At 47.9% G+C, this 24956-nt stretch carries 19 protein-coding genes; 9 read left to right on the plus strand and 10 right to left on the minus strand.

What is annotated here, in order from left to right; genetic code table 11:
* Positions 1–93: 93 nt before the first annotated feature.
* Positions 94–1785 carry an ABC transporter substrate-binding protein gene (locus tag JWG88_RS06385; protein ID WP_353740665.1) on the plus strand — a complete coding sequence of 564 codons (1692 nt, stop codon included), beginning with the start codon at positions 94–96 and terminating at the stop codon, positions 1783–1785.
* Between the two features lie 245 nt (positions 1786–2030).
* On the plus strand, positions 2031–3524 hold the full coding sequence (glpK, locus tag JWG88_RS06390) for a glycerol kinase GlpK (protein ID WP_205232875.1): 1494 nt from the start codon (positions 2031–2033) through the stop codon (positions 3522–3524).
* A 394-nt stretch (positions 3525–3918) separates the two neighbouring features.
* On the opposite strand, the gene JWG88_RS06395 is transcribed toward glpK, so the two are convergent.
* The 3 genes from JWG88_RS06395 to ilvC all read right to left on the minus strand — a co-directional run bounded on the left by JWG88_RS06395 (position 3919) and on the right by ilvC (position 8157).
* Positions 3919–5121 (minus strand): bifunctional alpha/beta hydrolase/OsmC family protein, encoded by a 1203-nt coding sequence (locus JWG88_RS06395; protein WP_205232876.1) that lies wholly within the window; start codon positions 5119–5121, stop codon positions 3919–3921.
* Between the two features lie 246 nt (positions 5122–5367).
* Positions 5368–6348, minus strand: coding sequence for a sigma-70 family RNA polymerase sigma factor (locus JWG88_RS06400; protein ID WP_240194300.1), 981 nt, complete (start codon positions 6346–6348; stop codon positions 5368–5370).
* A gap of 336 nt (positions 6349–6684) precedes the next feature.
* Positions 6685–8157, minus strand: a complete 1473-nt coding sequence (gene ilvC / locus JWG88_RS06405) for a ketol-acid reductoisomerase (protein ID WP_205232878.1) — start codon at positions 8155–8157, stop codon at positions 6685–6687.
* Positions 8158–8302: 145 nt separating this feature from the next.
* Between ilvC and ilvY the strand changes: the two genes are divergently transcribed.
* From ilvY to JWG88_RS06430, 5 genes are all read left to right on the plus strand, one after another.
* The gene (ilvY, locus tag JWG88_RS06410; protein WP_205232879.1) at positions 8303–9193 is read left to right on the plus strand and encodes an HTH-type transcriptional activator IlvY; all 891 of its coding nucleotides are present in this window, start codon (positions 8303–8305) and stop codon (positions 9191–9193) included.
* Positions 9190–9951, plus strand: a complete 762-nt coding sequence (surE, locus tag JWG88_RS06415) for a 5'/3'-nucleotidase SurE (RefSeq protein ID WP_205232880.1) — start codon at positions 9190–9192, stop codon at positions 9949–9951. Before ilvY ends, surE begins: the two co-directional genes overlap by 4 nt.
* A gap of 830 nt (positions 9952–10781) precedes the next feature.
* On the plus strand, positions 10782–11465 hold the full coding sequence (locus JWG88_RS06420; protein WP_205232881.1) for a response regulator: 684 nt from the start codon (positions 10782–10784) through the stop codon (positions 11463–11465).
* A gap of 64 nt (positions 11466–11529) precedes the next feature.
* Positions 11530–11853 (plus strand): Hpt domain-containing protein, encoded by a 324-nt coding sequence (locus JWG88_RS06425; RefSeq protein ID WP_205232882.1) that lies wholly within the window; start codon positions 11530–11532, stop codon positions 11851–11853.
* Positions 11854–11993: 140 nt separating this feature from the next.
* A complete protein-coding gene (locus JWG88_RS06430) occupies positions 11994–12479 on the plus strand; it encodes an asparaginase domain-containing protein (protein WP_205232883.1) in 486 nt (161 codons plus the stop codon).
* Positions 12480–12499: 20 nt separating this feature from the next.
* Here the strand turns inward: JWG88_RS06430 and JWG88_RS06435 are convergent, their stop codons facing one another.
* The 5 genes from JWG88_RS06435 to JWG88_RS06455 form a co-directional block, all read right to left on the minus strand.
* Positions 12500–13633, minus strand: a complete 1134-nt coding sequence (locus JWG88_RS06435; RefSeq protein WP_205232884.1) for a trypsin-like peptidase domain-containing protein — start codon at positions 13631–13633, stop codon at positions 12500–12502.
* A 221-nt stretch (positions 13634–13854) separates the two neighbouring features.
* On the minus strand, positions 13855–14559 hold the full coding sequence (locus JWG88_RS06440) for an amino acid ABC transporter ATP-binding protein (RefSeq protein ID WP_371927046.1): 705 nt from the start codon (positions 14557–14559) through the stop codon (positions 13855–13857).
* A gap of 372 nt (positions 14560–14931) precedes the next feature.
* The gene (locus tag JWG88_RS06445; protein WP_205232886.1) at positions 14932–16029 is read right to left on the minus strand and encodes an amino acid ABC transporter permease; all 1098 of its coding nucleotides are present in this window, start codon (positions 16027–16029) and stop codon (positions 14932–14934) included.
* 2 nt (positions 16030–16031) lie between these two features.
* Positions 16032–17213 (minus strand): amino acid ABC transporter permease, encoded by a 1182-nt coding sequence (locus JWG88_RS06450; protein ID WP_205232887.1) that lies wholly within the window; start codon positions 17211–17213, stop codon positions 16032–16034.
* Between the two features lie 523 nt (positions 17214–17736).
* Positions 17737–18744 (minus strand): amino acid ABC transporter substrate-binding protein, encoded by a 1008-nt coding sequence (locus tag JWG88_RS06455; RefSeq protein ID WP_371927047.1) that lies wholly within the window; start codon positions 18742–18744, stop codon positions 17737–17739.
* Positions 18745–19040: 296 nt separating this feature from the next.
* On the opposite strand from JWG88_RS06455, the gene JWG88_RS06460 reads away from it, so the two are divergent.
* The gene (locus JWG88_RS06460; protein WP_205232889.1) at positions 19041–19403 is read left to right on the plus strand and encodes a hypothetical protein; all 363 of its coding nucleotides are present in this window, start codon (positions 19041–19043) and stop codon (positions 19401–19403) included.
* Here JWG88_RS06460 and JWG88_RS06465 read toward each other — a convergent pair.
* A complete protein-coding gene (locus tag JWG88_RS06465) occupies positions 19397–20959 on the minus strand; it encodes a sigma-54-dependent Fis family transcriptional regulator (RefSeq protein ID WP_205232890.1) in 1563 nt (520 codons plus the stop codon). The two genes, JWG88_RS06460 and JWG88_RS06465, sit on opposite strands and share 7 nt — an antisense overlap.
* Positions 20960–21478: 519 nt before the next feature.
* On the opposite strand from JWG88_RS06465, the gene JWG88_RS06470 reads away from it, so the two are divergent.
* A complete protein-coding gene (locus JWG88_RS06470) occupies positions 21479–21670 on the plus strand; it encodes a hypothetical protein (RefSeq protein WP_205232891.1) in 192 nt (63 codons plus the stop codon).
* Positions 21671–21914: 244 nt separating this feature from the next.
* Here JWG88_RS06470 and JWG88_RS06475 read toward each other — a convergent pair whose 3' ends face one another.
* Positions 21915–24533, minus strand: coding sequence for a GAF domain-containing protein (locus JWG88_RS06475; protein WP_205232892.1), 2619 nt, complete (start codon positions 24531–24533; stop codon positions 21915–21917).
* Positions 24534–24956: the final 423 nt, after the last annotated feature.

Genomic DNA, 24956 nt, shown 5'->3' on the forward strand with positions numbered 1-24956 from the left:
AAACCTTGAGCGAATGGGAAATGGGGAATGGAAAAATTCAAAGAACAACAGAGGAGAAGGACAATGATTAAACAATTGGCAACAGCTGCTGCAATGGTTGCTCTCCTGGCCGGACCTGGAAGTTTGCAGGCCGGCACCGAGGAGGCACAGAAGTGGGTAGACACTGAGTTTCAGCCGTCGACTCTGTCCAAGGCTGAGCAGATGAAAGAGATGGAATGGTTTATCAAGGCGGCAGAACCCTTTAAAGGTATGAATATCAATGTCGTCTCGGAAACCATTACCACCCATGAATATGAATCCAAAACCCTTGCCAAGGCTTTTACGGAAATAACCGGCATAAATCTGACTCATGACCTGATCGGTGAAGGCGATGTTATCGAGAAACTGCAGACCCAGATGCAGTCCAACAAGAATATCTATGACGCCTACATCAACGACTCTGATTTGATCGGTACCCACTTCCGCTATCAGCAGGCTGTGCCGCTGACCGACTGGATGGAAGGCGAGGGCAAGGATGTAACCAATCCCATGCTTGATATCGATGATTTCATGGGTATATCATTTACCACCGGGCCGGACGGTAAGCTCTATCAGCTCCCCGACCAGCAGTTCGCCAATCTCTACTGGTTCCGCTATGACTGGTTCAAGCGTCCGGATCTGCAGAAACAATTCAAGGATGCCTACGGCTATGAGCTGGGCGTTCCCGTCAACTGGTCGGCCTATGAAGATATTGCCGAATTTTTTACTGAGACAGTCAAGGAAATAGACGGCAAAAAGGTCTATGGCCATATGGATTATGGCAAGAAAGATCCATCACTCGGCTGGCGTTTTACCGATGCATGGCTCTCCATGGCCGGTGCCGGCGATGAGGGAATTCCCAACGGCCTGCCCGTCGATGAGTGGGGGATCCGCGTGGATGGCTGCCGGCCTGTCGGCTCGACCGTTGCCCGCGGCGGTGCCACGAATGGTCCGGCGGCAGTATATTCACTGACCAAATATATCGACTGGTTGAAAAAGTATGCACCCCCCGAAGCTGCCGGAATGACTTTCTCGGAAGCAGGTCCTATTCCTGCCCAGGGTGAGATTGCCCAGCAAATTTTCTGGTATACCGCCTTTACCGCCGATATGGCGCAACCGGGTACCCCCGTCGTCGATGAAAACAACAATCCTAAATGGCGCATGGCACCTTCTCCCCACGGACCATACTGGAGCGAAGGCATGAAGCTTGGCTATCAGGATGCGGGTTCCTGGACCCTGATGAAATCGACTCCGGTTGACCGCCGCAAGGCCGCCTGGCTCTATGCCCAGTTCGTCGTCTCCAAATCCGTCAGCCTGAAGAAAACCCATGTAGGACTTACCCCGATCCGGGATAGTGACATCTGGCATGAATCTTTTACCGAACGAGCTCCGAAATTGGGCGGTCTCGTGGAATTTTACCGCAGTCCGGCCCGTGTGCAGTGGACACCAACAGGCACCAATGTTCCCGACTACCCCAAACTTGCTCAACTCTGGTGGCAGAATGTTGCCGATGCGGTTACAGGCTCGAAAACTCCCCAGGAGGCCATGGATTCTCTTGCTATGCAGCAGGACAAGGTAATGCAGCGTCTGGAACGCGCCGGTATCCAGGGTGAATGTGGACCCAAACTGAATGAAGCCAAGGATCCTTCTTATTGGTTCAATATGCCGGGTGCCCCCAAGCCGAAGCTGGCCAATGAAAAACCTCAGGGCATGACCATTGATTATGACGAGCTGGTCAAAAGCTGGGAAGCGGCAAAGAAAGAATAGCACAACGATATAGAAAATATCATATGCTGCCGCAATAAAAACCAGGAGGCCGGCTTGCGATATGGCCGGCCTCTTCTATGTTGTAAATCGTTACCTGATTACCCCTTATCCTCAGCTCCTCAGGCCGAGCCGGAAAATTCCTGAGTTTCAGGGGTAATCAGAAATAGTTATTACAGAAAAAGGTATTTGTTGTCAAAAAAGGACCCGGCTGCCCGCCGGATTTATTTTACTCGAAGGAGAAGGCGATGTCCCCCCATGTTCTTGCCATTGATCAGGGTACAACCTCCAGCAGGGCTATCATTTTTGATGACCGTTTTGAGATTATCGCTGTTGCCCAGCAGGAGTTTGAGCAGTTTTTCCCGCAATCCGGCTGGGTCGAGCATGATCCGGAAGAGATCTGGCAGACCTGTCTGACCACCTGTCATCAGGCGTTGCACCAGGCCGGTTTGAGTGCTGGAGACATCGCCACCATCGGCATAACCAATCAACGCGAAACCGTCATCATCTGGGACCGCGCAACAGGCCGGCCAATCCACAAGGCTATCGTCTGGCAGGATAGAAGAACGGCAGGGTTTTGCAATGAGCTGATGGAAAAAGGTCATACCAGGATGTTTGCCGATAAAACCGGACTGCTGATCGATGCCTATTTTTCCGCAACCAAGGTTCGCTGGCTCCTCGATAATGTCGAAGGAGCACAGGCCAGAGCGGAAGCCGGGGAGCTGGCATTCGGCACGATCGACTCTTTCCTCATCTGGCGGTTGACCGGGGGCAAAACCCATGTCACCGATGCCACCAATGCTTCCCGTACCCTGCTTTATAATATCCACGATAATTGCTGGGATACCGCTATCCTCGAGTTGCTGAATATACCGGCAACGCTTCTTCCCGAAGTCCTGGATTCTTCCGATGATTTCGGAGTGACGGCGCCGGGGATTTTTGATGTCCCTCTTAAAATACAAGGTGTTGCCGGCGATCAACAGGCCGCTCTGGTGGGCCAGGCCTGTTTTGAGCCGGGAATGATAAAATCCACCTACGGCACCGGTTGTTTTGCGGTCCTCAATACAGGTGAGGATCCGGTCATCTCAAACAATCGACTGCTGACTACCATAGCTTACCGTCTTAATGGCAGGACAACCTATGCTATAGAAGGTTCGATATTCATCGCCGGGGCTGCGGTCCAGTGGATGCGCGACGCTCTCGGGGTTATTGAAGAGGCATCGATGACTGCTGAACTGGCAGCCAAGGCCGATCCTGCTCAGGATGTCTACCTTGTCCCGGCCTTCACCGGGCTTGGAGCCCCCTATTGGGATCCCGATGCCCGCGGCGCCATCTTCGGGATAACCCGCGGTACCACTCCTGCCGAGCTTTCCCGGGCGGCATTGGAGTCGGTATGCTACCAGACCAGGGATCTGCTTGAGGCAATGAAGGGCGACTGGCCCGATCTCGCCGCCAATACCGTCTTACGCGTAGACGGTGGCATGGTCGCCAATGACTGGACCATGCAGTTTTTAGCCGACATTCTCGATGCTCCTGTAGATCGGCCCGTCATCCTCGAAACCACCGCGGTAGGGGCAGCATATCTGGCCGGTCTGCGAGCCGGCATCTATCCTTCCCCCGAGGAATTTTCCTCCACCTGGAGACTGGACAGACAATTTCTGCCGCATCTCTCCAGTGAAATACGGCAACGCAAATACAAAGGTTGGAAGGATGCCGTCAGGCGGACGCTGACAAATTACTAACCCAACAGAGCTGTACTCTTCACAGAACCCCTTTGAGGGATATCAGTGCCTTGGCAGTATGCTTAACGGGCCTACTTTTTATGTACTTTCCATTTTCTTGTTTTCATGAACAGCTTCATGGGAGTAAGGCACTAATATATCACGTTATTTGCAGTACGTGATTCTTTAACGTCCTGAGGTGGAATATGACGAGCGATACCTTTGGACGAGAAAGCAACAACGTCGTCCTTTCAGGACTTGGAGAATGGGGGGCTGTCCGGTGGTTTTAAGAATCCCGAAGGGATTGGGGCGTATAGCCGGTGTTTTCAACCACCGGAAACATTGCGCACACACCATGAGTCCTGAAAGGACGACGTTAAGGAGCAACGACAGTCATGGGAAGCACATTGACCAATTATTTTTGGATCATCATATCGATTTCCGACTTGAGCGTTTTATTTACCGGACATTTCTCGGCGATTTCATGGAGACGCTGCTTTTGTTCGTCGCTCAGCGGACCTGAAAGTGAAATAGTCTTATAGATCCTGTCGATCTTTCCATTGGAAGTTTCGCAGTTTGCACAGTCTTTCGCATGAATTTTCTCATGCTGGAGCTTAACCTCGACCTCTTCCAGAGGCATACCCTTGCGCTCGGCATACATTGCCAGGGTCATTGAGGTGCAGGCGCCGAGTGCCGCCAGAAGCAGCTCATAAGGATTCATTCCCAGATTGTCCCCCCTGGCTGATGTCGGCTCATCCGCCACAAGCTGATGATCGAGAGTGGCAATATCCTGGGTGTATTTTGCCCCTTTTCTTGAGCGGACCCGAACCGTTCCCTTTTCCGCCCTTACCTTCTCTTCGGGTACTGAGGAAATGTATCTGTCAACCCAGGCTGCTATAACAGCGGCGGCATATCTGCCATCTCTTTTATTGGAAAGCAGATGGTCGGCACTGTCCAGCGTCACAAAACTCTTAGGATGTTTTGCAGCCTTAAAAATTGCGGAAGCATGATCAATGGAAACTATTTTATCCAGAGGTGCGTGCATCACCAGCAATGCTTTCCGGAATTTTCTTATCCCTTCCAGCAGCTCGGTTTCATTGACGTCGTCGAGGAATTGTTTCCTGACGGTAAAACTGCGCCCGGCCAGTTGAACGTCTGCCTTTCCCTCTTCTTCGATTGTGCCGATATCCGTTTGCAGCAGATGGTGTACATGACGGACATCGCTGGGAGCCGCGATGGTGACCACCGCCCTGGCATATTTTATTTTGGTAGCCGCCTTTAAGACAGCAGCCCCTCCAAGACTATGTCCGATGAGAAGCTCGGGAAATTCATATTTTTCCCCTAAATAGTCACAGGCACTCAACAGATCCTCGACATTTGAGGAAAAATTGGTATTTGAAAAGTCGCCCTGACTGTTTCCCAGTCCGGTAAAATCAAAACGTAAAACGCCAATACCGGCGGCGGCTAGAGTTTTGGAGATAACATGGGCGGCAATAATATCTTTTGAACAGGTAAAGCAGTGGGCAAACAAGGCAAATGCACGCGGAGACGACGGTGGGAGTTCCAACTTTCCTGACAATATCTCACCGTTTCTGTTGGGAAAATCAAATCGCATCATATCCTCCAGTATCTGACTTGAACGGCTGATCTGTATCCACCTTCAGGTTATCGTATTTCCACATGAAGATCCAGCAGTATCGGGCTCCGGTTATAATCATCAAAGCGTCTCCCTGTTCCCCTCTTTATAAGTGCGGAGAGACGATTACTGGATTTATGGCAAAAGGATATTGGAGAAGAGATGAGCCGCAGCGAGATCTCCGCTGCGACTCCTTCGGGGAGAGAGGATAAAGAAGGGAGGTGACAACTATCTTGAGTACACCTCTGCCAGTGCTTTTTTCCGGGGCAGTACGCCGGCGGCGAAAATCATCATTTCCGGATCCGTCTCTTCTATGTATTTTTTCATTTTTCTGAGCATATTACTCTCGATCTGACGGATACGTTCTCTGGAGATACCAAATATTTCGGAGATCTTCTGCAAGGTCAGGGGATCGTCCGTGAGAAGCCTCTTCTCAAGTATCATTTTTTCTTTTTCGTTGTGGCTCCCCTCGAGATCCTGAACCAGTGAATGGACTCTTTTTTTCATATCGCGGCTGCAAAGTATGTCTTCAATTCCAGGGTCATTACTGGCAATGAAGTCCTTTTTTTCGGTTTCGGAGTCCGAACCGATTGGACTTTCCAGCGATACCTCCTCATTATCCAGACGGCAGCCCATTTCCTCGATATCCGATGTTTTCACATTGAGCCGCTCGGCCAATAGCCGCGGTTCCGCCACATAACCCTTTATTTCAAGTGCCTTTTTTTCCTTGTTCAGGCTGAAAAACAGCTTGCGCTGGGCCTGAGTCGTGCCGAGTTTGACCAGCCTCCTGTTATTCATCAGGAATTTTAGAATATAGGCTCGTATCCAATAGGTGGCATAGTAGGAAAACCTTACCCCTTTATGTGGATCAAATTTTCTGACCGCCTTGATCAGGCCAATATTGCCCTCCTGGACAAGATCCATGAAATTCTGCATCCAAAATTTTTGAAAATCCATGGCCACTTTCACCACAAGGCGCAAATTTGCGGATATCAAACGGTAGGCTGCCTCCTGATCATTATCCTCAATGACCCTGATTGCCATTTTCTCCATCTCCTCGCGGGAGAGAAGCTCATATTGCCCGATCTCTTTGAGATACCGATTAAATTCCTGATTTTTGCTATTTAAAGCCGTCCCCTGCCGGGTTGTCGAAACCAGTGGAAAAATGAACTGTTCGATCGACCTGGAGTGCTTTTTAGTAAATGCCATATCCATATTCTCTATAATCCTTCTTCAAATACCGTTTCGTTGAAATAAAGAGCCGCTCCCTTCAAAGCGAACTATTAATTGAGTTCCCTTTGGAAAGCTGATTCAGACCCGGGATGGAATTCTTCCTCGAGATGCGAAAACAATTATCCAACCATGTGACACACGTAAGCACAATTCATGCCACTTCGTGTTCTATAGATATAGTACGAAATCAGGATATTGCCGGGGGAATGAAGTGCAAGGCTTGTAACTTCCGGTACAGTTGAAGCGAAAAAAATACCCACTACCGCTCAGGCAGCGGCAGTGGGTATGAAAAAGCGGAATCGGCTATTGCCGCTACATAAGAGGTTTCATGGCGCTCATATATGAACGCAGCTCCTCGCCCACGGCCTCGATGCTGGTATATCTGATAGCTTCGTTTACCTCGATCAGCTCGAGGTTATCCACACTGTAGTCTTTGACATCAAGCCCTTTGCCGATAACTTTGGTATCGATTTTCTTCATAAAATCGACGAGCAATGGTATAGCGGCATTGGCAAAAAGATAGTTCCCATATTCTGCGGTATCTGAAATGACGACATTCATCTCATAAAGTTTTTTCCGGGCAATGGTATTGGCAATGAGCGGTGTTTCATGAAGAGACTCATAATACGCGGACTCTTCCTTGATGCCTGCCGATACCATGACATCATAAGCAAGTTCGACCCCGGCTTTGATCATGGCCACCATAAGGATTCCATTGTCATAATACTCCTGCTCACTGATTTCCTTATCCGTAGTTACGGATTGTTCGAAGGCAGTTTCACCGGAGGCCTTGCGCCACCTGAGCAGATCGGCGTCATCGTTGGCCCAGTCTTTCATCATTGTCCTGGAAAAATGACCTGACATGATGTCGTCCATATGTTTTTCAAAGAGTGGGGTCAGAATTTCCTTGAGCTCCTCGGCGAGATAAAATGCCTCTATCTTGGCCGGGTTGGAAAGTCTGTCCATCATATTGGTAATGCCGCCATGCTTCATGGATTCGGTAATGGTTTCCCAGCCATACTGCACCAGCTTCGAGGCATATCCCGGATCGATGCCTTCCTCCACCATTTTGTCGTAGCAGAGAATGGAGCCGACCTGGAGCATGCCGCAGAGGATGGTCTGTTCACCCATGAGATCGGACTTAACCTCAGCTATAAAAGATGACTGCAATGCCCCGGCCTTGTCACCACCGGTGCCGCAGCAATAGGCCTTGGCAATCTCCCAGCCCTTTTCCTGAGGATCATTCTCGCGATGCACCGCCAGCAGCGTAGGTACGCCGAAACCACGTTTGAACTCTTCCCGAACCTCTGTTCCGGGCGATTTCGGCGCGACCATGATTACCGTCAGATCCTTACGGATCTCCATGCCGACCTCGACTATATTGAAACCATGCGAATAGGAAAGACAGGCACCCTGCTTCATAAACGGCATAACCTTGGAAACCACGTCTGAATGCTGTTTGTCCGGGGCCAGGTTTATGACCAGATCGGCTGATGGGATAACTTCCTCATAAGTGCCGACGGTAAAATTGTTCTCCGTCGCATTTTTCCAGGATTGCCTCTTTTCGGTTATAGCGCCCTGGCGCAGAGCATAAGAGACATCAAGGCCAGAATCCCGCAGGTTTAACCCCTGGTGCAAACCCTGCGCTCCACAACCGACAATGACGATCTTTTTCCCTTTCAACGCCTCCACACCATCAAATTCAGCAGGCTCCATTAAACGGCACTGGGAAAGCTCCTCAAGCTGCAGACGCAGCGGCAGTCTGTTAAAATAGTTGTTTTCCATTTGTATCTCCTTGTTTATCTGAGTGAGTAATATGATCTCTTCATATATTGGTATTTCTATATTGCGTCAAGTGATTTATTCGTTATATTATGTTGCATAATATGCAATACATTCCTTCATAAAATTCCCTGCACCGGCGTGAATATTGAATATCAGAGATTTGAAACTGTTTAAGCATTTAACCGGGACACTCCATTTCGGTCAAACCAGTCAGGCCTGCAACATCACTCCTTCAGGACTGACCCGAACCATCCAGCGGCTGGAGAACGAACTCGGCAAGAAGCTTTTCACCAGAAATCAGCGCACCGTCACCCTTACCGGCTCCGGCAGGATCTTTGCTTCCTACGCTGACGAGGTTCTGCAGAGCTGGAACAAACTGCAAAACGATTTGAACCGTGATGGTATACTGCGCGGTGAACTTACTCTATACTGCTCCGTCACCGCAATTCTGAGCATTCTTCCCTCCATTCTGGAGCGATTCAGGAACACTCATCCCCGGGTACACATCAACCTGCAGACAGGCGATGCGGCCATGGCCCTTGGCAGACTCGAAAGCGGAGAGGCCGACATCAGCATTGCCGCTTTACCTGATGATCTTCCTGCGAGCCTGACCTTTAAAAAAATCATCGAGACACCTCTTATCTTTATCGCACCCAAAGATGCCGGCAAAACCGTAGCTTACAGGAACGGCAGCATTGACTGGCAAAAAACCCCTCTTATTTTAGCAGAAAGAGGTCTGAGCAGAAGCCGGACAGAGGCATGGTTTCGCAAGAAGCGGGTGGTACCCAATGTTTATTCCCAGGTTGCCGGAAATGAAGCTATTATTACCCTGGTCAGTATGGGCTGCGGAGTCGGCATCATCCCCGAACTGGTCCTTCTGAAAAGCCCCATGAAGGAGGAGGTCAAAATTCTGCAGATTAGTCCCGCACTGCAGACTTTCTCCGTGGGAGTCTGTACCACAATCAAAAATATGCACAATCCCATCGTCAGTGAATTCTGGCACAATGCAGGGAATGAACCGGAGCATGAAACATGACCACAATCCTTCTTACCAATGACGATGGTTTCACCAGTGATGGTATACGGGCACTCTTCCAGGCACTGCAACAGATCGGCAGAGTGATGATGGTGGCGCCGGACCGTGATAAATCGGCGGTCTCCCACTCGCTGACCATGCACCGTCCGCTTCGGGTAAAACATATGGAAACCGATATAATCGCCATTGACGGCACCCCTACCGACTGCGTCGCCCTGGCCCTCCAGAAGATTTTGAAAACGGTTCCTGATCTGCTTGTTTCAGGTATCAACAATGGCCCTAATCTGGGTGATGACATCTCCTACTCGGGAACTGTCTCCGCAGCACTTGAAGGCACAATGCATGCCGTGCCTTCGCTGGCCGTCTCCATGACGGAGAAAACCACGGACTACCGTTATGCCGCCGCAATTGCAGCAGAGCTGGCAAAGTTGACTCTCAGCAAAGGACTTCCGGAAAATACCCTTCTCAACATCAACATACCTGCAGAAGCCGCAATCAAGGGCGTACGAGTCACCAGACAGGGAAGGAGGATGTGGCGCAACGCTATCCAGGAAACTACCGATCCCTGGGGGCGCAAACTCTTCTGGATTGGAGGAGGATCTCCCTATACCGATTCAGCCACCGACACAGATATCCATGCCGTCAAGGAGGGATATGTCTCGGTGACGCCGATCCATATCGACAAAACCAATCACGAGGGGATATTTCAGCTGCGGGATGACTGGCAGCTGGAGAAAAACGGCCTGCAGAGCGGCTAGCTCAGGGGAGAAATTCTGTCGGCACCGTTAGAGCAGAGAGCTATAGTTTGAATAAAGACTTAGATGTCAACGACAATTATCTCCTTTTCCGGAAGATTTACACTTGCAATACTCTACCGCCTTTTTACATTTCCTGCAGACTGACGCTTGACAAATAGCTGTCTTTTGATAGGCAGTTTCTGGTGAAACGTAATTGCCGCATTGAGGACAGATCTTAAACCTCCCATATCCTGATTCTTCAAACATAATTAAACTTTCACATTTATAGGTAGACGGCATCTATTATTCCTTCGATCTTTCGCGTTTTTTATCAGTTTTAAGGAAGTCGTCAGGGTACTTTTATCCTGGTGAAAAAATGGAGGGGTAAGGGAGATTACCCCTCCACAGCCGGGAAAACAGAAGTTGATATGGCAGTCTCTTTTTATTTTCCAGCTGGTTCTTTAGGATTTCACCTATTCCATTCAGTATATTGAATCTCACTGTAGCTCAGCTGGAATCACGAGCTGGCAAGAAAACCAAGCGGCTTACACTCCCGCATCACATTTTTAAGAATTTATAATTAAGCTTTATAGATCAATTCCTTCGTTAGTGTTTAATGAATGACGACAAATATTGCTATAGGCTAAATCCTGATTTGATCTCAGGAAAACACTTAGAACAATATCATTTAATTTATATTTGTTGACAAAACGATGCAGTTTTGATCAGTTGCATATTGCCTAACGAATAAACACTCCCGTGCAGTTTGAATAATTTACCTCAAAGAGACCTTCGACAAGATAGTCCTCATTATTCGACTTAGCCAGACCTGTACCTCGGACACCTTACTAATGAATATCAAAATAGCATTGGCAGATGATCATAATCTTGTACGCAGAGGGCTTGTAGCACTTCTTCAGGCCTGTCCTGATATCACGGTAATTGGTGAGGCTGAAGATGGTTTTGCGGCCTTTGATCTTGCCAAAAAGCTGGCACCTGATATCCTCATAATAGACATTGGCATGCCCCAACTAAATGGCATTAACGCTATCGAATTAATAAGCGGCCATAGTCCGGAAATTGCCCTGATTGTCCTCACAGTGCATAGTGAAGAACGCTATGTGTCCAGTGCCCTTCAAGCAGGCGCAAGGGGATATCTTCTTAAGACATGTTCAGTGGATGAACTCATTAGGGCAATACATACGGTCTACAGAGGTCACTACTACCTTTGCCCAGAAGTCGCTGATCTAGTAATCCATTGTTACAAAGACGGGATATCGCCACCCGATTTCAAGAGACCGACCTCACTGCTTACCTCAAGGGAGCGGGAAGTGCTGCAGCTTTTGGCAGAGGGAATGAAAATACCAATAATCGCCCAGCGCCTTAATATCAGCGCCAAAACAGTCGAATCTCACCGGCGCAACATCATGGAAAAATTAGGCTTGAAGCAGCAGGTTGATCTGATAAAATATGCGCTGCGGCAAGGGGTTGTCCAGTTCGATAGCTGGATAACTAAAAAGAAAAACGGGTCGTGAGAGGCATCAGGAGTAAGCAGATAAATTACCAGAGAAGGGCGTTGTGGAAGAATAGAAGAAACTTATGAAAAAGTTTCCCTTGGAAGTCCGGCCGTCTCTTTTGCCACTCATTCCTTTGTTTCTGGAAAAAATGTTCACTGAGCACGAAAAATTGATAACCGCGATTAAATCAAGTGATGTCGATCAACTGGTTTTTCTTTGCCATGCCAATAAGGGTGCTGCTGCAATTTATGGGTGCCACACACTAGGCCAAATGTTTCAAGATCTGGAGGATTGTGCCCGCCTGGCAAACTGGGAGCAATCAATATCTCTTGTCAAGGAGATAGACATATATCTTACCAGTCTTTCTGATAACTGCCGGTGTACAGGGATCAAGAATAAGGATTGAACTCCAAAGGGAAGTTGTGGGATTTTTTCATTCCTGAATGGCAATAGATCTCCAACGTGCTATGCTTAAAAAAATAATAGCAATTTCTGAAACGGACCACTATAGAATTCATAAATTTTCTCTATTCACAATGTATTCTTATGAAAATAATTTTTTATACAGCCGGCGGCACCATTGATAAGATTTATTTTGATGCCAAGAGTCAATATCAGGTAGGGGAACCGGTTCTTGAGGAAATCCTGCGCGACGGCAATGTCACCTTCGAGTTTGAAAGCAAGGTCATTCTACAAAAAGACAGTCTCGATCTGACCGATGAGGACCGTGACCGTATTTATACTGCCATCGACAATGACCCCGGTCGCCATATCATCCTGACCCATGGCACGGATACCATGGTTACTACTGCCAGACACCTACAAACCATCAAGGGCAAGGTTGTGGTGCTCACCGGCTCCATGTCCCCGGCTCGCTTTAAATCCAGTGATGCATCTTTCAATATAGCCTGCGCCGTCGGGGCGGTCCAGACACTTGGAGAGGGTATTTATATCGTCATGAACGGCAGGGTATTCCATCCTGATAATGTGGTAAAAAACGTAGAGAAATCAATATTTGAAGAGATCCACTGAATATCGCCCTTGCGAACGAATCACATCAGAGTGGAACTGAATTCCTCAAAAACCTTCTCGATAGGTATGGCAAAACCGATTCCCTCGGTGTCCCTGAGAATCATAGTGTTGACTCCATGCACAAAACCGTTTTCATCGATAAGCGGGCCACCGCTGTTGCCTGGGTTTATGGCCGCATCAGTCTGCAGAAATACCTGATCATCCATCTCTCTTTGACGATATCCGCTAAAGACTCCAGCCGTCACTGTATGTCGCAAACCCACGGGGCTGCCCACCGTATAAACCTTATCTCCCTGCCGGATGGACATGCCGCTGGGCGGCCTCTTCAATTGATGACCGTCGTGAGCAAACAGCGCCAGCAAAGCAAGATCATACTTCGAACTGGACAGCATGTAGCCGGCCTGGTGTTCATCTCCATTGGAAAGTATGATTTTTATCTGCGGGGCGGCGGAATCTTTTTCCAGCTTGGCCAGACGTTCTTCGCCTTCCTGCTGCTGCTGTATAACTTCAGCAAGATACTTTTCCCGTTCTCTGATAAGTATTTCAAGCTGGCTTTTTCCCGGACCGGCAGGCATTTTTTTCATTCGCCTGCGAAACTCGGCAAGTTTCTGCTCCTCTAGATCGATTATTTTTCTGCTTGTCTGTAACTTTTCCTGTATTTCCCTGAACTCATCCTCATTGAATTGCACCACATGTTTATTGGTGACAATGTAATTTTTCGCTATAAAGAAGCCCGATCCTGTTCCCCACGGTGTTTCAATGGATACTGTGGCCTCGCGGGCATATTCAACGGGTGATCTTCCATTCGGCTGCGAGGATGGCTGCTGCATCACTGCCGCTTGCGAAGAAGCCTGCTGCTCCACTGCCGTTTTCTGCGTGCTCTGCTGCTCTGCTGTTAGCGGACTCTGCAGCCTTACACCTTCACTCTGAACCGCGCCCGTGTCCGGTCTGGTGAAATAATATGTAGTTGCTGCCACAACAACGATCAGACCCAGTATTTGCGTGTATTTACCAATCCCGGACCTATCCGCCGCTTTTTTCTCCGTCAGTTCCTGCTTGCGTTTTTGGAAGGTTTTATACTTGGCAAAGATCAGACCGCATTGGCGACATTCGGATGCTTTTGCTTGAATGTGATTACATTTCGGGCACCGCATGTTTTTTTCCCTTCTATTAGAATTAACCTCCCTGCAGTCTCTGCTTGAGGTTGGCTGAACAGAACTTCCCAGGAGTGTGTCGGAGAATTGCAATTTTTTCTCAGATCAGGTCAGTACATGATATCGGAGTCTTCGCTACCTGCGAGCATTGATTTTCTGAAAACAATGCCGAGATGGGCGGTAAGTGAAGACTCCGAGAAAGTGCTTTCTCCGACAGGCCCCTAGAGAATCTGGCTGAGAAAGAGCTTGGTTCGCTCGTGCTGCGGATTATCAAAAAAGGCATTGGGTTCATTCTCTTCCACAATTTCTCCGTAATCCATAAAAATTACTCTGTCGGCCACAGTCTTGGCAAAACCCATCTCATGAGTGACGACGATCATGGTCATTCCCTCATCCGCCAGATCAACCATAACATCTAAAACTTCTTTGATCATTTCCGGATCAAGTGCAGAAGTCGGTTCATCAAAGAGCATGATTTTCGGCTTCATGCAAAGGCTTCGAGCTATGGCCACACGCTGCTGCTGACCGCCGGAGACCTGCCCTGGATACTTATTGGCCTGCTCGGGAATATGAACCATCTCCAGATAATGCATGGCCAGCTCTTCGGCTTCTCTTTTCGGGGTCTTTCTCACCCAGATAGGACCGAGGGTAAGATTCTCCAGGATAGTCAGGTGAGGAAAGAGGTTAAAGTGTTGAAAAACCATGCCCACTTCAGCCCGCACCTTTTCGATGTCCTTTAAATCTCTGGTCAACTCAGTACCGTTGACGATAATACGGCCACGCTGATGCTCTTCCAGCCGGTTGATACACCTGATCATCGTTGATTTCCCGGACCCGGAAGGACCGCAAACCACGATTCTCTCCTGAGGCTGCACCTGAAGATTAATGTTTTTGAGGACATGGAACTCATCAAACCATTTGTGCATCTCAACTATTTCAATGATGGCCCCGCCATCACTGGATGCGTCTGCATGCTGCCTGTTTTTCATGGATCTTTTCCTTGATGGCGTCGTAAAAACTCTTTATCTGCGTCGTTGCTGCAGAATTTACATTATTTCGATGTACTCTAGTACGCCGAAATAATGTAAATTTTGCGCGCCTAGCATATGAAGTTTTTTACTTAGCCATCCCTATTTTTTGGTTTTTACGAGTTTATCTTCTTTAAAGGCGTCTAAAATAATTTCCGTCCGTTGTACAGGCGCTAATTTCCCAGCTTCCAGCATTTGACGTCTGAAATTTTTTCAGCCATATATCAAATTTTAGTTTTCAAAGTATCTATTTCCGTTTTTCGAACTCACTTATTTTGCGGCAACATTTTTATACTCAAGCTCCCTTTCGATCCTTCTGCTGTATGTAGACATCGAGAAACAGCATAAATAATAAATAGCGGCCACAAAAATGTATGCTTCGGTACTGAAACCGGTCCATTCAGGTACATTAAGAATGGATTTGGTGGTGTTAAGTATATCGTAGAGAGCGATGATCACCACGAGCGAAGTATCTTTAAATGCAGAAATTAAAATCCCCACGGATGGCGGAATCACGATCTTCAAGGCCTGGGGCAGAATGACCAGGCGCATTTTCTGCCAGTAATTCAGACCAAGCGATTCGGCAGCCTCGTATTGCCCCTTATTGAGAGACTGCAACCCACCGCGAACAACTTCGGCTATATACGCTGCGGTAAACATGATTATGGCAACCTGAGCTCGCAGAACCTTGTCAATGGTAACCCCTTCCGGCAAAAACAGGGGAAACATCACCGACGACATAAACAGCAGAGTAATAAGCGGAACACCTCTGATCAATTCGATATAGACAACACAGAATGCTTTAATCACCGGCAAGGTGGATTGCCTGCCAAGGGCCAGAACGACCCCCAGTGGGTATGAGGCCAGGATACCAAAAAAGGAGAGCAGCAGAGTCAGCGGCAGTCCGCTCCATTTTGTAGTTTCGACTGAAACCAGGCCGAAGAGGCCGCCTTTCATCAGGAGGCCCATGACGAATAAAGCCACAAGCCAGAAATAGCCGAGCGTTTTGCTCCATTTTTTCCAGTCCCTGCTGTAGATCAGCATGGAAACAAGAATGATCATGGCCAACAATGGACGCCACTGGTGCTCATATGGATAATACCCGAAGATATTAAACCTGATATTCTGAGTTACCACCGACCAGCAGGCCCCTTCGGCCTGATGACATTCCTGTCCCGAGGTGAACCAGACACTGTCGATAAAGGCCCACTGCACAAACTGCGGTACTACTTTAACCAGAGCAAGAAATATCAGTATGGTTGCCAGGGAATTAAAAAATCCGCCAAAAAGGTTTTTTCTGACCCAGCCCAGAGCACCTATGTTGGTCAGGGGCGGCTTGATTGTTTCAACTTCAGGATGTGTGCTCATATTTACCGTTCAACAATTGCAATTTTCTTGTTGTACCAGTTCATGAATGCCGAAGTCAGCAGACTCAGGGTCAGGTACACCAGCATCATCAAGGCAACTCCTTCCACTGCCTGTCCGGTCTGGTTAATTGTGGTTCCGGCAACCTGGACGAAATCAGGATAGCCGATTGCCACCGCCAGAGAGCTGTTTTTCGTCAAATTGAGAAGCTGGCTGGTCAGTGGCGGTACGATTACCCGCAATGCCTGGGGAAAAATGACCCGGAACATAACATGTTTCGGTTTCAGGCCAATGGACATAGCCGCTTCCGTCTGCCCGCTGCTGATCGACTGTATTCCGGCCCGGACAATCTGCGCCACAAATGCCGCGGTGTAGAGCACCAGGCCGACAAGCAGCGCGGCAAATTCAGGACTGACATTCAACCCGCCTTGGATATTAAATCCTTTCATTACCGGCATATCCATCTCAGTTGGGGCACCTCCGATAATCCAGACCAGAAGGGGAATCCCGAGTATAATACCGGCTCCTGTCAGACCTGCGGGAAATTGCTGTCCGGTCATCTCCTGGCGCTTTCTGGCCCAGCGGGTGATAAAGATCACCAGGACAACCGCCACCAGAAGGCCGATCACCATATATGACCAGACCGGATTGTCCATCGGGACCGCCAAATCGATTCCGCGGTTGGAAATAAGCACCCCCGGAATTGGATTCAGTGCCTGGCGAGGACCTGGAAACGCTTCATAAAAAAGGGCATAGAAAAAAAACAGCTGAAGCAGTACCGGAATGTTCTGGAATAATTCAACATAATACGTCCCCAGCTTCGCCAGAAGCCAGTTCTTGGAAAGGGAGAAGACGCCGACAAGAGTTCCCAGCACCGTAGTCAGCAGCATGCCGACCACCGATACTTTCAGCGTATTGAGAAGACCGACCACCAGAGCTCTGCCATACGAGTCCGCAGCCGAATATTCGATGGGACTCTCGCCTATTTCGAAGGCAGCTTCACGCTCCACAAAACCAAAACCACTGGCGATGGATTGCCTCGCCATATTCTCCTGGACATTGGAAATAAGATAATAGCCGACGAAGGCCACTATCATCGCTGTAATAATCTGATAAAGGATGCCTCTGGTTTTTTCATCATTCCAGAAATAAACCTTCTTCAAAGGAGTAATATTCGTTTCAGCCATTGAGCCACACAGATTTTTTTTGCTGAGAAAAGATCATTTGAGCCTGAAAAACGGCACAGGCTCCGGTCAAACGACACACCGGCTGAGGCGGAGAAAATAACTTTTCCCAGCAGCGCCGGTACTTCTGCTTTAGTACCTTACTCCTTAAAAACTGTCAGAAAAAACAAGAAAAGGAATAAGTATTTGATAACTGCGAATTGCCCTCTATATCCAAGGTACTTATCCAGCTCAGCTGGGTTAGTAACTTACAGGTTGTTTTCTTGTTTTTTGCAAGAAAATATTCTGTCTAAAGGTTCTTATACCCCTCAGGGGGTACTGTAAAGAGTCCAGCTCAGCTGGGTTAGAGACAAATGTATCGAAATTACAAAAAAAAACCCATTCCGAATGAAACACCTGCAGTGGTTCAGAATGGGTTTTTTTTCTTTACCTCATGTTACCCTCGATAGGTTCAAACTTCTTACTTGATAATATCGTAAAAAGTGATCTAAATTAACTGGATGGACTCTGGAGAAACGGGTCCATCTTACTTGAAAGGAGGAGAGTACATAAGCCCACCATTTGTCCAGAGTGCGTTTAGACCGCGCTCAATTCCAAGAGGTGTGTTTACTCCGACATTGCGCTCAAAGACTTCACCATAGTTGCCGACTTTTTTGATGATATTGTAGGCGAACTTTTCATCGAGACCAAGGGCTTCACCGTTTCCCGGGGTAACTCCGAGAAAGCGCTGAATTTTAGGATTGTTGCTCTTCAGCATTTCATCGACATTTTCAGAATTGATGCCCAGCTCTTCGGCATTGATCATCGCCAAGACGGCGTAATTGACGATATCTTTCCACTGGTTATCGCCATGGCGGACAGCCGGAGCGAGAGGTTCCTTGGAAATGATTTCGGGCAGAATCGTATATTGATCAGGTTGCGGAGCACTGGCCCTGATCCCGGCGAGCTGAGAGGCATCCGAGGTCATCACGTCGCAACGGCCGGCGAAGAATGCCTGAGAAAGCTCGGCTGTTGATTCAATCGTTACGGTCTTCCACTCCATATCGTTGGAGCGGAAAAAATCAGCGGCATTCTGTTCAGTTGTGGTCCCGGGAAGAACACAGACCGTGGCGCCGTCCAGCTCATGAGCACTTTTCACACCCAGGGCTTTGGGTATCATGAAGCCTTGCCCGTCATAGTAGTTCACCTGGACAAAATCCAAACCCAGAGCAGTGTCCCGGCTTAATGTCTGCGTGGCGTTACGGGTTAAAAGATCTATTTCTTTGGACTGCAGTGCGGTAAATCTGGTTTTTGCGGTCAGCGGAGTGTAACGAACTTTATCTTTATAATCTCCAAAGATCGCCACGGCTACAGCCCGTGCCGTATCGACATCGAGTCCTTTCCATTCACCTTTCTGATCCGCCTTGCCGAAGCCGAAAAGATCTCCGTTAACTCCAACCTGAATATACCCTTTGGACTTGACGTCCTTCAAGGTATCACCGGTATCTGCAAATACCAGGGTTGTTGAAGATAAAAGCAGGGTACAGCCGAACATAAATCCTTTAAGATAGCGCATTATTCCCTCCACTTTGTAATTAACCTTTGGGATCTCTCCCCCGAACAATCCATTGTAACGACGGTAAGAATTCAACAATGACGACATGGTAAAAAAGAACTCTTTATTTAGTAGCATACAAACCTTGCATCCCGCAACAAGTTATTCTATTGATGTCTTCCATTGAAATTTCGCATTATTCAGAATGAGCACCTCAACTTGGAGCTTCACCAACTGTCATTCCGGCACAGATAATGCAGTGCGTGACATGTCGATAATTTAACCAGGAGAAGACAATGAGCTCAACCATGACCAGGTTTTCGGATGCAGTTTATCACAGAAAAGACAAATATGACTTCGGCATGACTGTCTTTACCCGAAGGGACCTGAAAGTACTGCTTTTAATCGATGGAAAAAAGACGGTTGCCGAGATTTCCGGCATCCTCGCCTCTGATACCTCTTCGCTGACGCCCCATTTTGTAAGACTTGTTCAATTAGGGCTGATCCAAACAGAAGACGGCAGCGTTTCGGCAGAAGTCGACGATCTCATCTTCAGCGAACGCCCCGAACCTCGGCTGGATTTACCATTACCGCTCCGATATGATTCCTTTGGCCTCTTTCTCTCCACCTGGCAGCCTTCAACTCTGCCGGATCAATGAAGTTCGACACCGTACCTCTTTATCTTCTTGAGGAGCCCCTGCCGGGTTATTTTCAATAGCCCGGCAGCCTTCGATTTATTACCCGCTGCCTTTTTCATGGCCCTTTCGATTAGCTCTACCTCTAACATTTTCACTTGATCGGGTATGCTCAGTTCCAAGCCCTTCTCCACCGCCCCAAAAGCTCCGGATGTATAAAACGATGCCAGCTCTCGTGAGCAATTATCGGGGACGATAAGCTCTCCGTCAGTAGTCAGGGCTACCAGCCTCTCTACTTCCTTGCGCAACTGACGGACATTGCCAGGCCAGCTGTATTTCTCGAAAAGATCAAGTATCTCCTGGGAAAAGCCACTGATATTCTTACTGAAAAGTTTATTGGTTTCTTCCAGAAAGTGAATAGCCAGGGGCAAAATATCTTCCTTCCGCTCCCGCAGCGGCGGAACCAGGATTTCCACGGAAAACAAACGGAAGAAGAGATCTTCACGAAAATTTCCGCTCTTCACTTCCGCCGACAGATCCTTATTGGTGGCACTTATCAGCCGAAAATTGTATTTGACAACTTTGCTGCTGCCGAGCCTGGTTCCCTCCCCCTCCTGGATGGCCCGCAGAAACTTCGGTTGAATCTGCAGAGGCATCTCGGCGATTTCGTCCAGAAAAAGAGTGCCTTCTTCGGCCTCTTCAAAACGTCCTTTCCTGGGGCTGTCCGCTCCGGTAAAGGCGCCCTTTTCATGACCAAAAAATTCCGTTTCCACGAGATTTTCCGGGATACAGGCGCAATTGACGGCGACAAACGGCTGCTTGCGAAGGCCGGCTTTTTCATGAACCATTCTGGCAATAAGTTCCTTGCCCGTCCCATTCTCTCCCTGAATAACCACATTTATCGGGGTGGCGCCGACGACGCGCACGAGATCCAGGACCTCTCGCATTGCCGGGCTCTCCGCGATAAAGACGGAACCGCGCACAGAATACTGATCCAGCCGATCCACCTCCTGATCAAGATAATCTGCAATTCTCAGTATCTCTTTATTAAGAACTATGGCCTCGATCGAGATCGACAGATAATGGGCCACCTCTTCAAGCTGAGCAAGATCGTCTTCACCAAAGCCGCTGTTATCATTTTTATTCAGGAGCTGAATCGCACCGGAAACACCGTTACCACTCATGCTCTTGATGGGTGAACAGATCATATTCCTGCTGATATAACCAGTCTGTTCGGCTATATATTCATGGAAGCCGCTATGAGCTTCAAGATTATTCTCAATAAGGCTTCTCCCGGTACTTATAACCCGGCCCACCAGACTGCCATCCAGAGGGGCTTCAATCTGCGTCTCACTCAAGCCGGTTCCGTATATGGAACAAATGCGGTTGCTGCCGATATCAATAATGTAGATCGTGCATCTTTCAACATTCATCAGCTTGGGCAGCATCCGCGTATGAAAGGTGACAAAGGCTCTGTAGTCTTCCATAGCCCAGGAAGAAGCGAGCTGAAGGTACTGCTGCCTCAGAACCGCCAGGCTTTTTCTGGAAGACAGGGAATACGGAGAGTGATCAAAGGACATATGTAAACCCTATTTACAGTAGTTGATGAGCATCGGAGACACGCGGGTATCCGACGTAAAGATTTGAGATGCCCTACTTTATGTGGAGGCATCATAATGGAGTACGGTACAATTGTCAAAAGGCAATTTTGATAAAATTGTCTTTATTTACAGTATAATCAACCACAATTCAGAGAAACGGACAAAAGATGCCGCCAGTTTTGCGGAGTACATTGCCGGCAGGATACTTTTTTGGCGAAGAGGACCCGGCCTCTTTGTTTATATATTCGTTAAGGAAACTACGTTTACGTTTTTCGCCGGCTGGGTCTTCAAAGGAAGATTGATATCCAGAATTGGAACAGTCATTCTTAACAATATAAATGTTTGTTATTTTAGATTCTTATCAAACATACACAGGATTTCCGGTCAAAAATCATCTTCTCAAGACGAAATATTGCCATCTGGTATATTTACTGCAACAACCTTTCTGACAGGTAATTGTTCAAACATGTTTTTAGATTGTATCGACAGTAAGGAAATATGAAGAATCAGCAAAAGCAGAATTTTCGGCCGATAGGTCGTGGTTTTATAGTCAATACTCCCTTCCCGGGAGGGCCGGCAGGAAGATCATTGGCAATGGCCTATATAGATCAGAATAACAAAAGGTATGTCGAGGTTAACGGCAATATCGAACCTTTGGAAGAAAAACACAGTTTTCTGGCGGTTGATTAAGCCGGTGCTGTCTGTATTGAGAGGACTTTAATAATTTAACGGGTATCACTAATCCCCTGAAGCTAAAATCTCTTATCCGGAGAATTATTGAAGTTCTTTCAATGCAGACAGTTCCCTCCTCTTTTATCATCAGTGATGAACTCGTAAAAAGCCCGATCTGCGTTGTTGTAGATCGGGCTTTCTCGGTCTGCGCTTATCACAAAGTCCATTTAGGCAGTTTCGATGACTTTTTATAAGAGTATCGTCAGTGAATTTTAACCACATCAGATCCCATTGAAACTACCGGCGAGATCGGCTCCTCAAGGAGATAGTCCGTCTCCACCTCATAGACATTGACCAGAGAAGAATCGAGTTTCTTCAGTCCATAAGGACGGGTCCGCACAACACTCTTTACCTGATGATAAGTCGCCTCGCCGATCAGGATTGAGTTTGCCTTGTTACGGGTTAGATCCTGCAGCCTGAAGGTCTCGTTCACTACATCGCCGATAACCGTATATTCCATCTTTTTGGAAAAACCGATATTCCCGACAATCGCCTCACCGGTGTTGATGCTGATACCGATTTTGAGCGGCACACCGCATCTGTCTACCGAGAGAATACTCAGTTTTTCCATAGCCTGTATCATTTCCTGGGCCGCCAGCACCGCATCGAGAGCAGGATTGGCCGTTGAGGCCGGAGCTCCGAATATGGCCAGCATTCCGTCGCCAAGATATTTGTCGAGCAACCCCTTATGCTTGATTATGATATTTCCCAGCCGACAGAAGAAATGATTGAGGATATGAACAACGTCTTCAGTCGAGGCCTCCTTAGACATCTTGGTATATCCTCGTATATCGACATTAAAGACAGTAACGATCTTCCGCTCGCTTACCGCCATCTGATCGGCTTCACCTCTTTCGAGAATCTTCAACACAATCTCTTCGGGAACATATTTTTGAAAGATCGTTCTGATAAACTTCTCTTTCTTGGCAATATGACTCGATTCGCTGTACAACCGGGTATTCTCCAGGGCGATAGCCGTCGAGGCGGCCACTGCCTTGACCGTCTGCATATCATCCTGTGAGAACGGTTTGCCGATCCTGTTGAGCAATTCAATTACACCTATGACCCTTCCTCCCGATATTAACGGGACAGAGAGCAGGCTGCGGGTTTCAAAGCCGGTTTTTTCATCGACAATGGATAAAAAATGGGGGTTGTCCCGGGTATCATCGACAATGACGGGTTCTCCGGTTGCCACCACATATCCGGCTACACCATGATTAAGAGTGAATTTTTGTTTCTTCAACTCCTTGCTGAACGCGCCTATTGCAGCCTCCACAACCAGAGCGTCAAACTCCAGCAGCATGATACTGCCTGCTTCAACATTTATCAGATCGGCTATTCTCTCCAGTATGTAGGTCAATACTTTGTTGGCCCTGATGGTATGTGATGTCAGAGCTCCACCGATTTTGTTGAAAATTTCCAGCTCTGCTCTTTTTGCCCTTTCTCTTGCGAAAATCTTTGACTGCTCTATGGCTATGGCGACGGCCATGGCAATCATAGAAAAAATGCGCTTTTCCCTTTGTCCGAATCCGGATTTTTTTTCACTGCCGAGACAAATAGAACCTATTGTCCTGCCGCTGCTGTTGAGTCCCGCCAGCACACATGACTTCAAAGCCAGATGCTGAAATAATTTCTTCTCACAGAACTCCCGCCGTGTCATGAGATTATCTATCGATATAATCTGGTCCGAATGCGCCGCGAGGTGGAAAAGTGACTTTTTGGTCTGGATTCGCTTCCCCGTTTTAACTTCGGGGGCGTATTTACTGAAGGAATGTGAAAGGTAGAGATGCTTTCCGGAGTCGTCCTTCAAGGCAAGACCAATCCAGTGATGAGGAAGTATCTCTCCGATCTTCTGAGCGATAATTGCCAGAAGATCATTTTTCCCTGGGTTGGAGCTCAGGACCTTGATAATGGAAAGGATTACCTTCAATTCCTGGTCGGTTTCCTTTTTTCTGGAATCGATTTCCTTCATTTTCAAAGCATTACCGATACTCAGAAAATAAGTACTCAAAAATTCGAGGGTTCTCTCATCCCAGTTTTGCTGCGCCCCCGAGGCCAGCAGTGCAACAGCCGTAGTGGAACCGAACCGGCAAAAGGGAATTATTGCAGCTGAGCTGCATTCCGCAGCAAAGTAATTTCTCCACTCCGCGCTATCTTCTTCCTGGAGGATCATCGGAATATTCTGCTGAATCGTTTTTCGCCAGGGGAAGGAGCTGAAGCTGAAGGATTGATTTTTCTGCAGAGTAAGACCTGCACCTCGCTTCAAATTGCAGACCCCATGATTACCGGAGATAAAAAGGATAACGCCCCCTGCCGCTTCCGCCACCTCAATGGAACGCTCCAACGCAGTCAAGGCAAGCGACTGAGGCGTGACCTGGAGGGCGGAGAGCCCGCCGAGCTCCCGCAGGGCGTGAATCTCGTTCATTCTTCTGCTTAGAGAATCTCCTGTTATTTTTATATTCTCACTCATCTTGTCGGCGAAGGCCGAAATATTCTCCAGCTCATCCTCACCAATCTTTCCGAACCGATCAAAGGTCTTCAGCGTGTCGGCCATCCGGTTTTCCACTCTGACAATGCCATTGGAAATCTGACGCATTATCAGATAGCCGAAAAAGGTGGAAATCAGCAGGCCCAGAAGGCTGTACAGCAACTCATTGGTACCAAAGAGATCTGTTTTGACGCTCAAAAAAAAGAGGCCCAGCAAGGGACCCAAAAAGAAGAGCCCAAAGGCCATCGTCAGCCGATAGAGAACGCTATTGGAGCGAAAAGAGAGAAATTTTTTCACCTCTTTGTTATGTAAAATACCAGCCAGGTCTCGCATTCTCGACAATCCGTGAAAGCTTGAGGTTATAGATCAGGTTCGGAGACCCCGGGAACGGGGCTTCTCGTAGTCTGCTCTTATCAAGACGCCATCATGTTTTTACTTTTTTGGTAACTATTCAGCAAAGAGCAGGAAACCAGCAGCTTAGCTAGATCTGTAACTGTTCAACGCAGTCCGGGTAAGCACCTTGACGGGCATAAACTCCGACTCCGGATGTGCGCAGGTAAGCGCAGATGGGGTGCTGCTGAATAGTTAGTTTTTTGAAGCTATGCTGCTCCTGTTGTTGATAGTGACATTATATTAGTTGCAAATCAAGTGATATGTTAAAGAGATACGAACAAAATCAGGCAAGCTGGCTAGATAAAAAGCCCGATCTCCTGCGCCTTGTATATCGAGCTTTTTATCTAGCCATCTGTAATCTTT

This window comes from Desulfopila inferna, assembly GCF_016919005.1.
Classification (GTDB): Bacteria; Desulfobacterota; Desulfobulbia; order Desulfobulbales; family Desulfocapsaceae; genus Desulfopila_A; species Desulfopila_A inferna.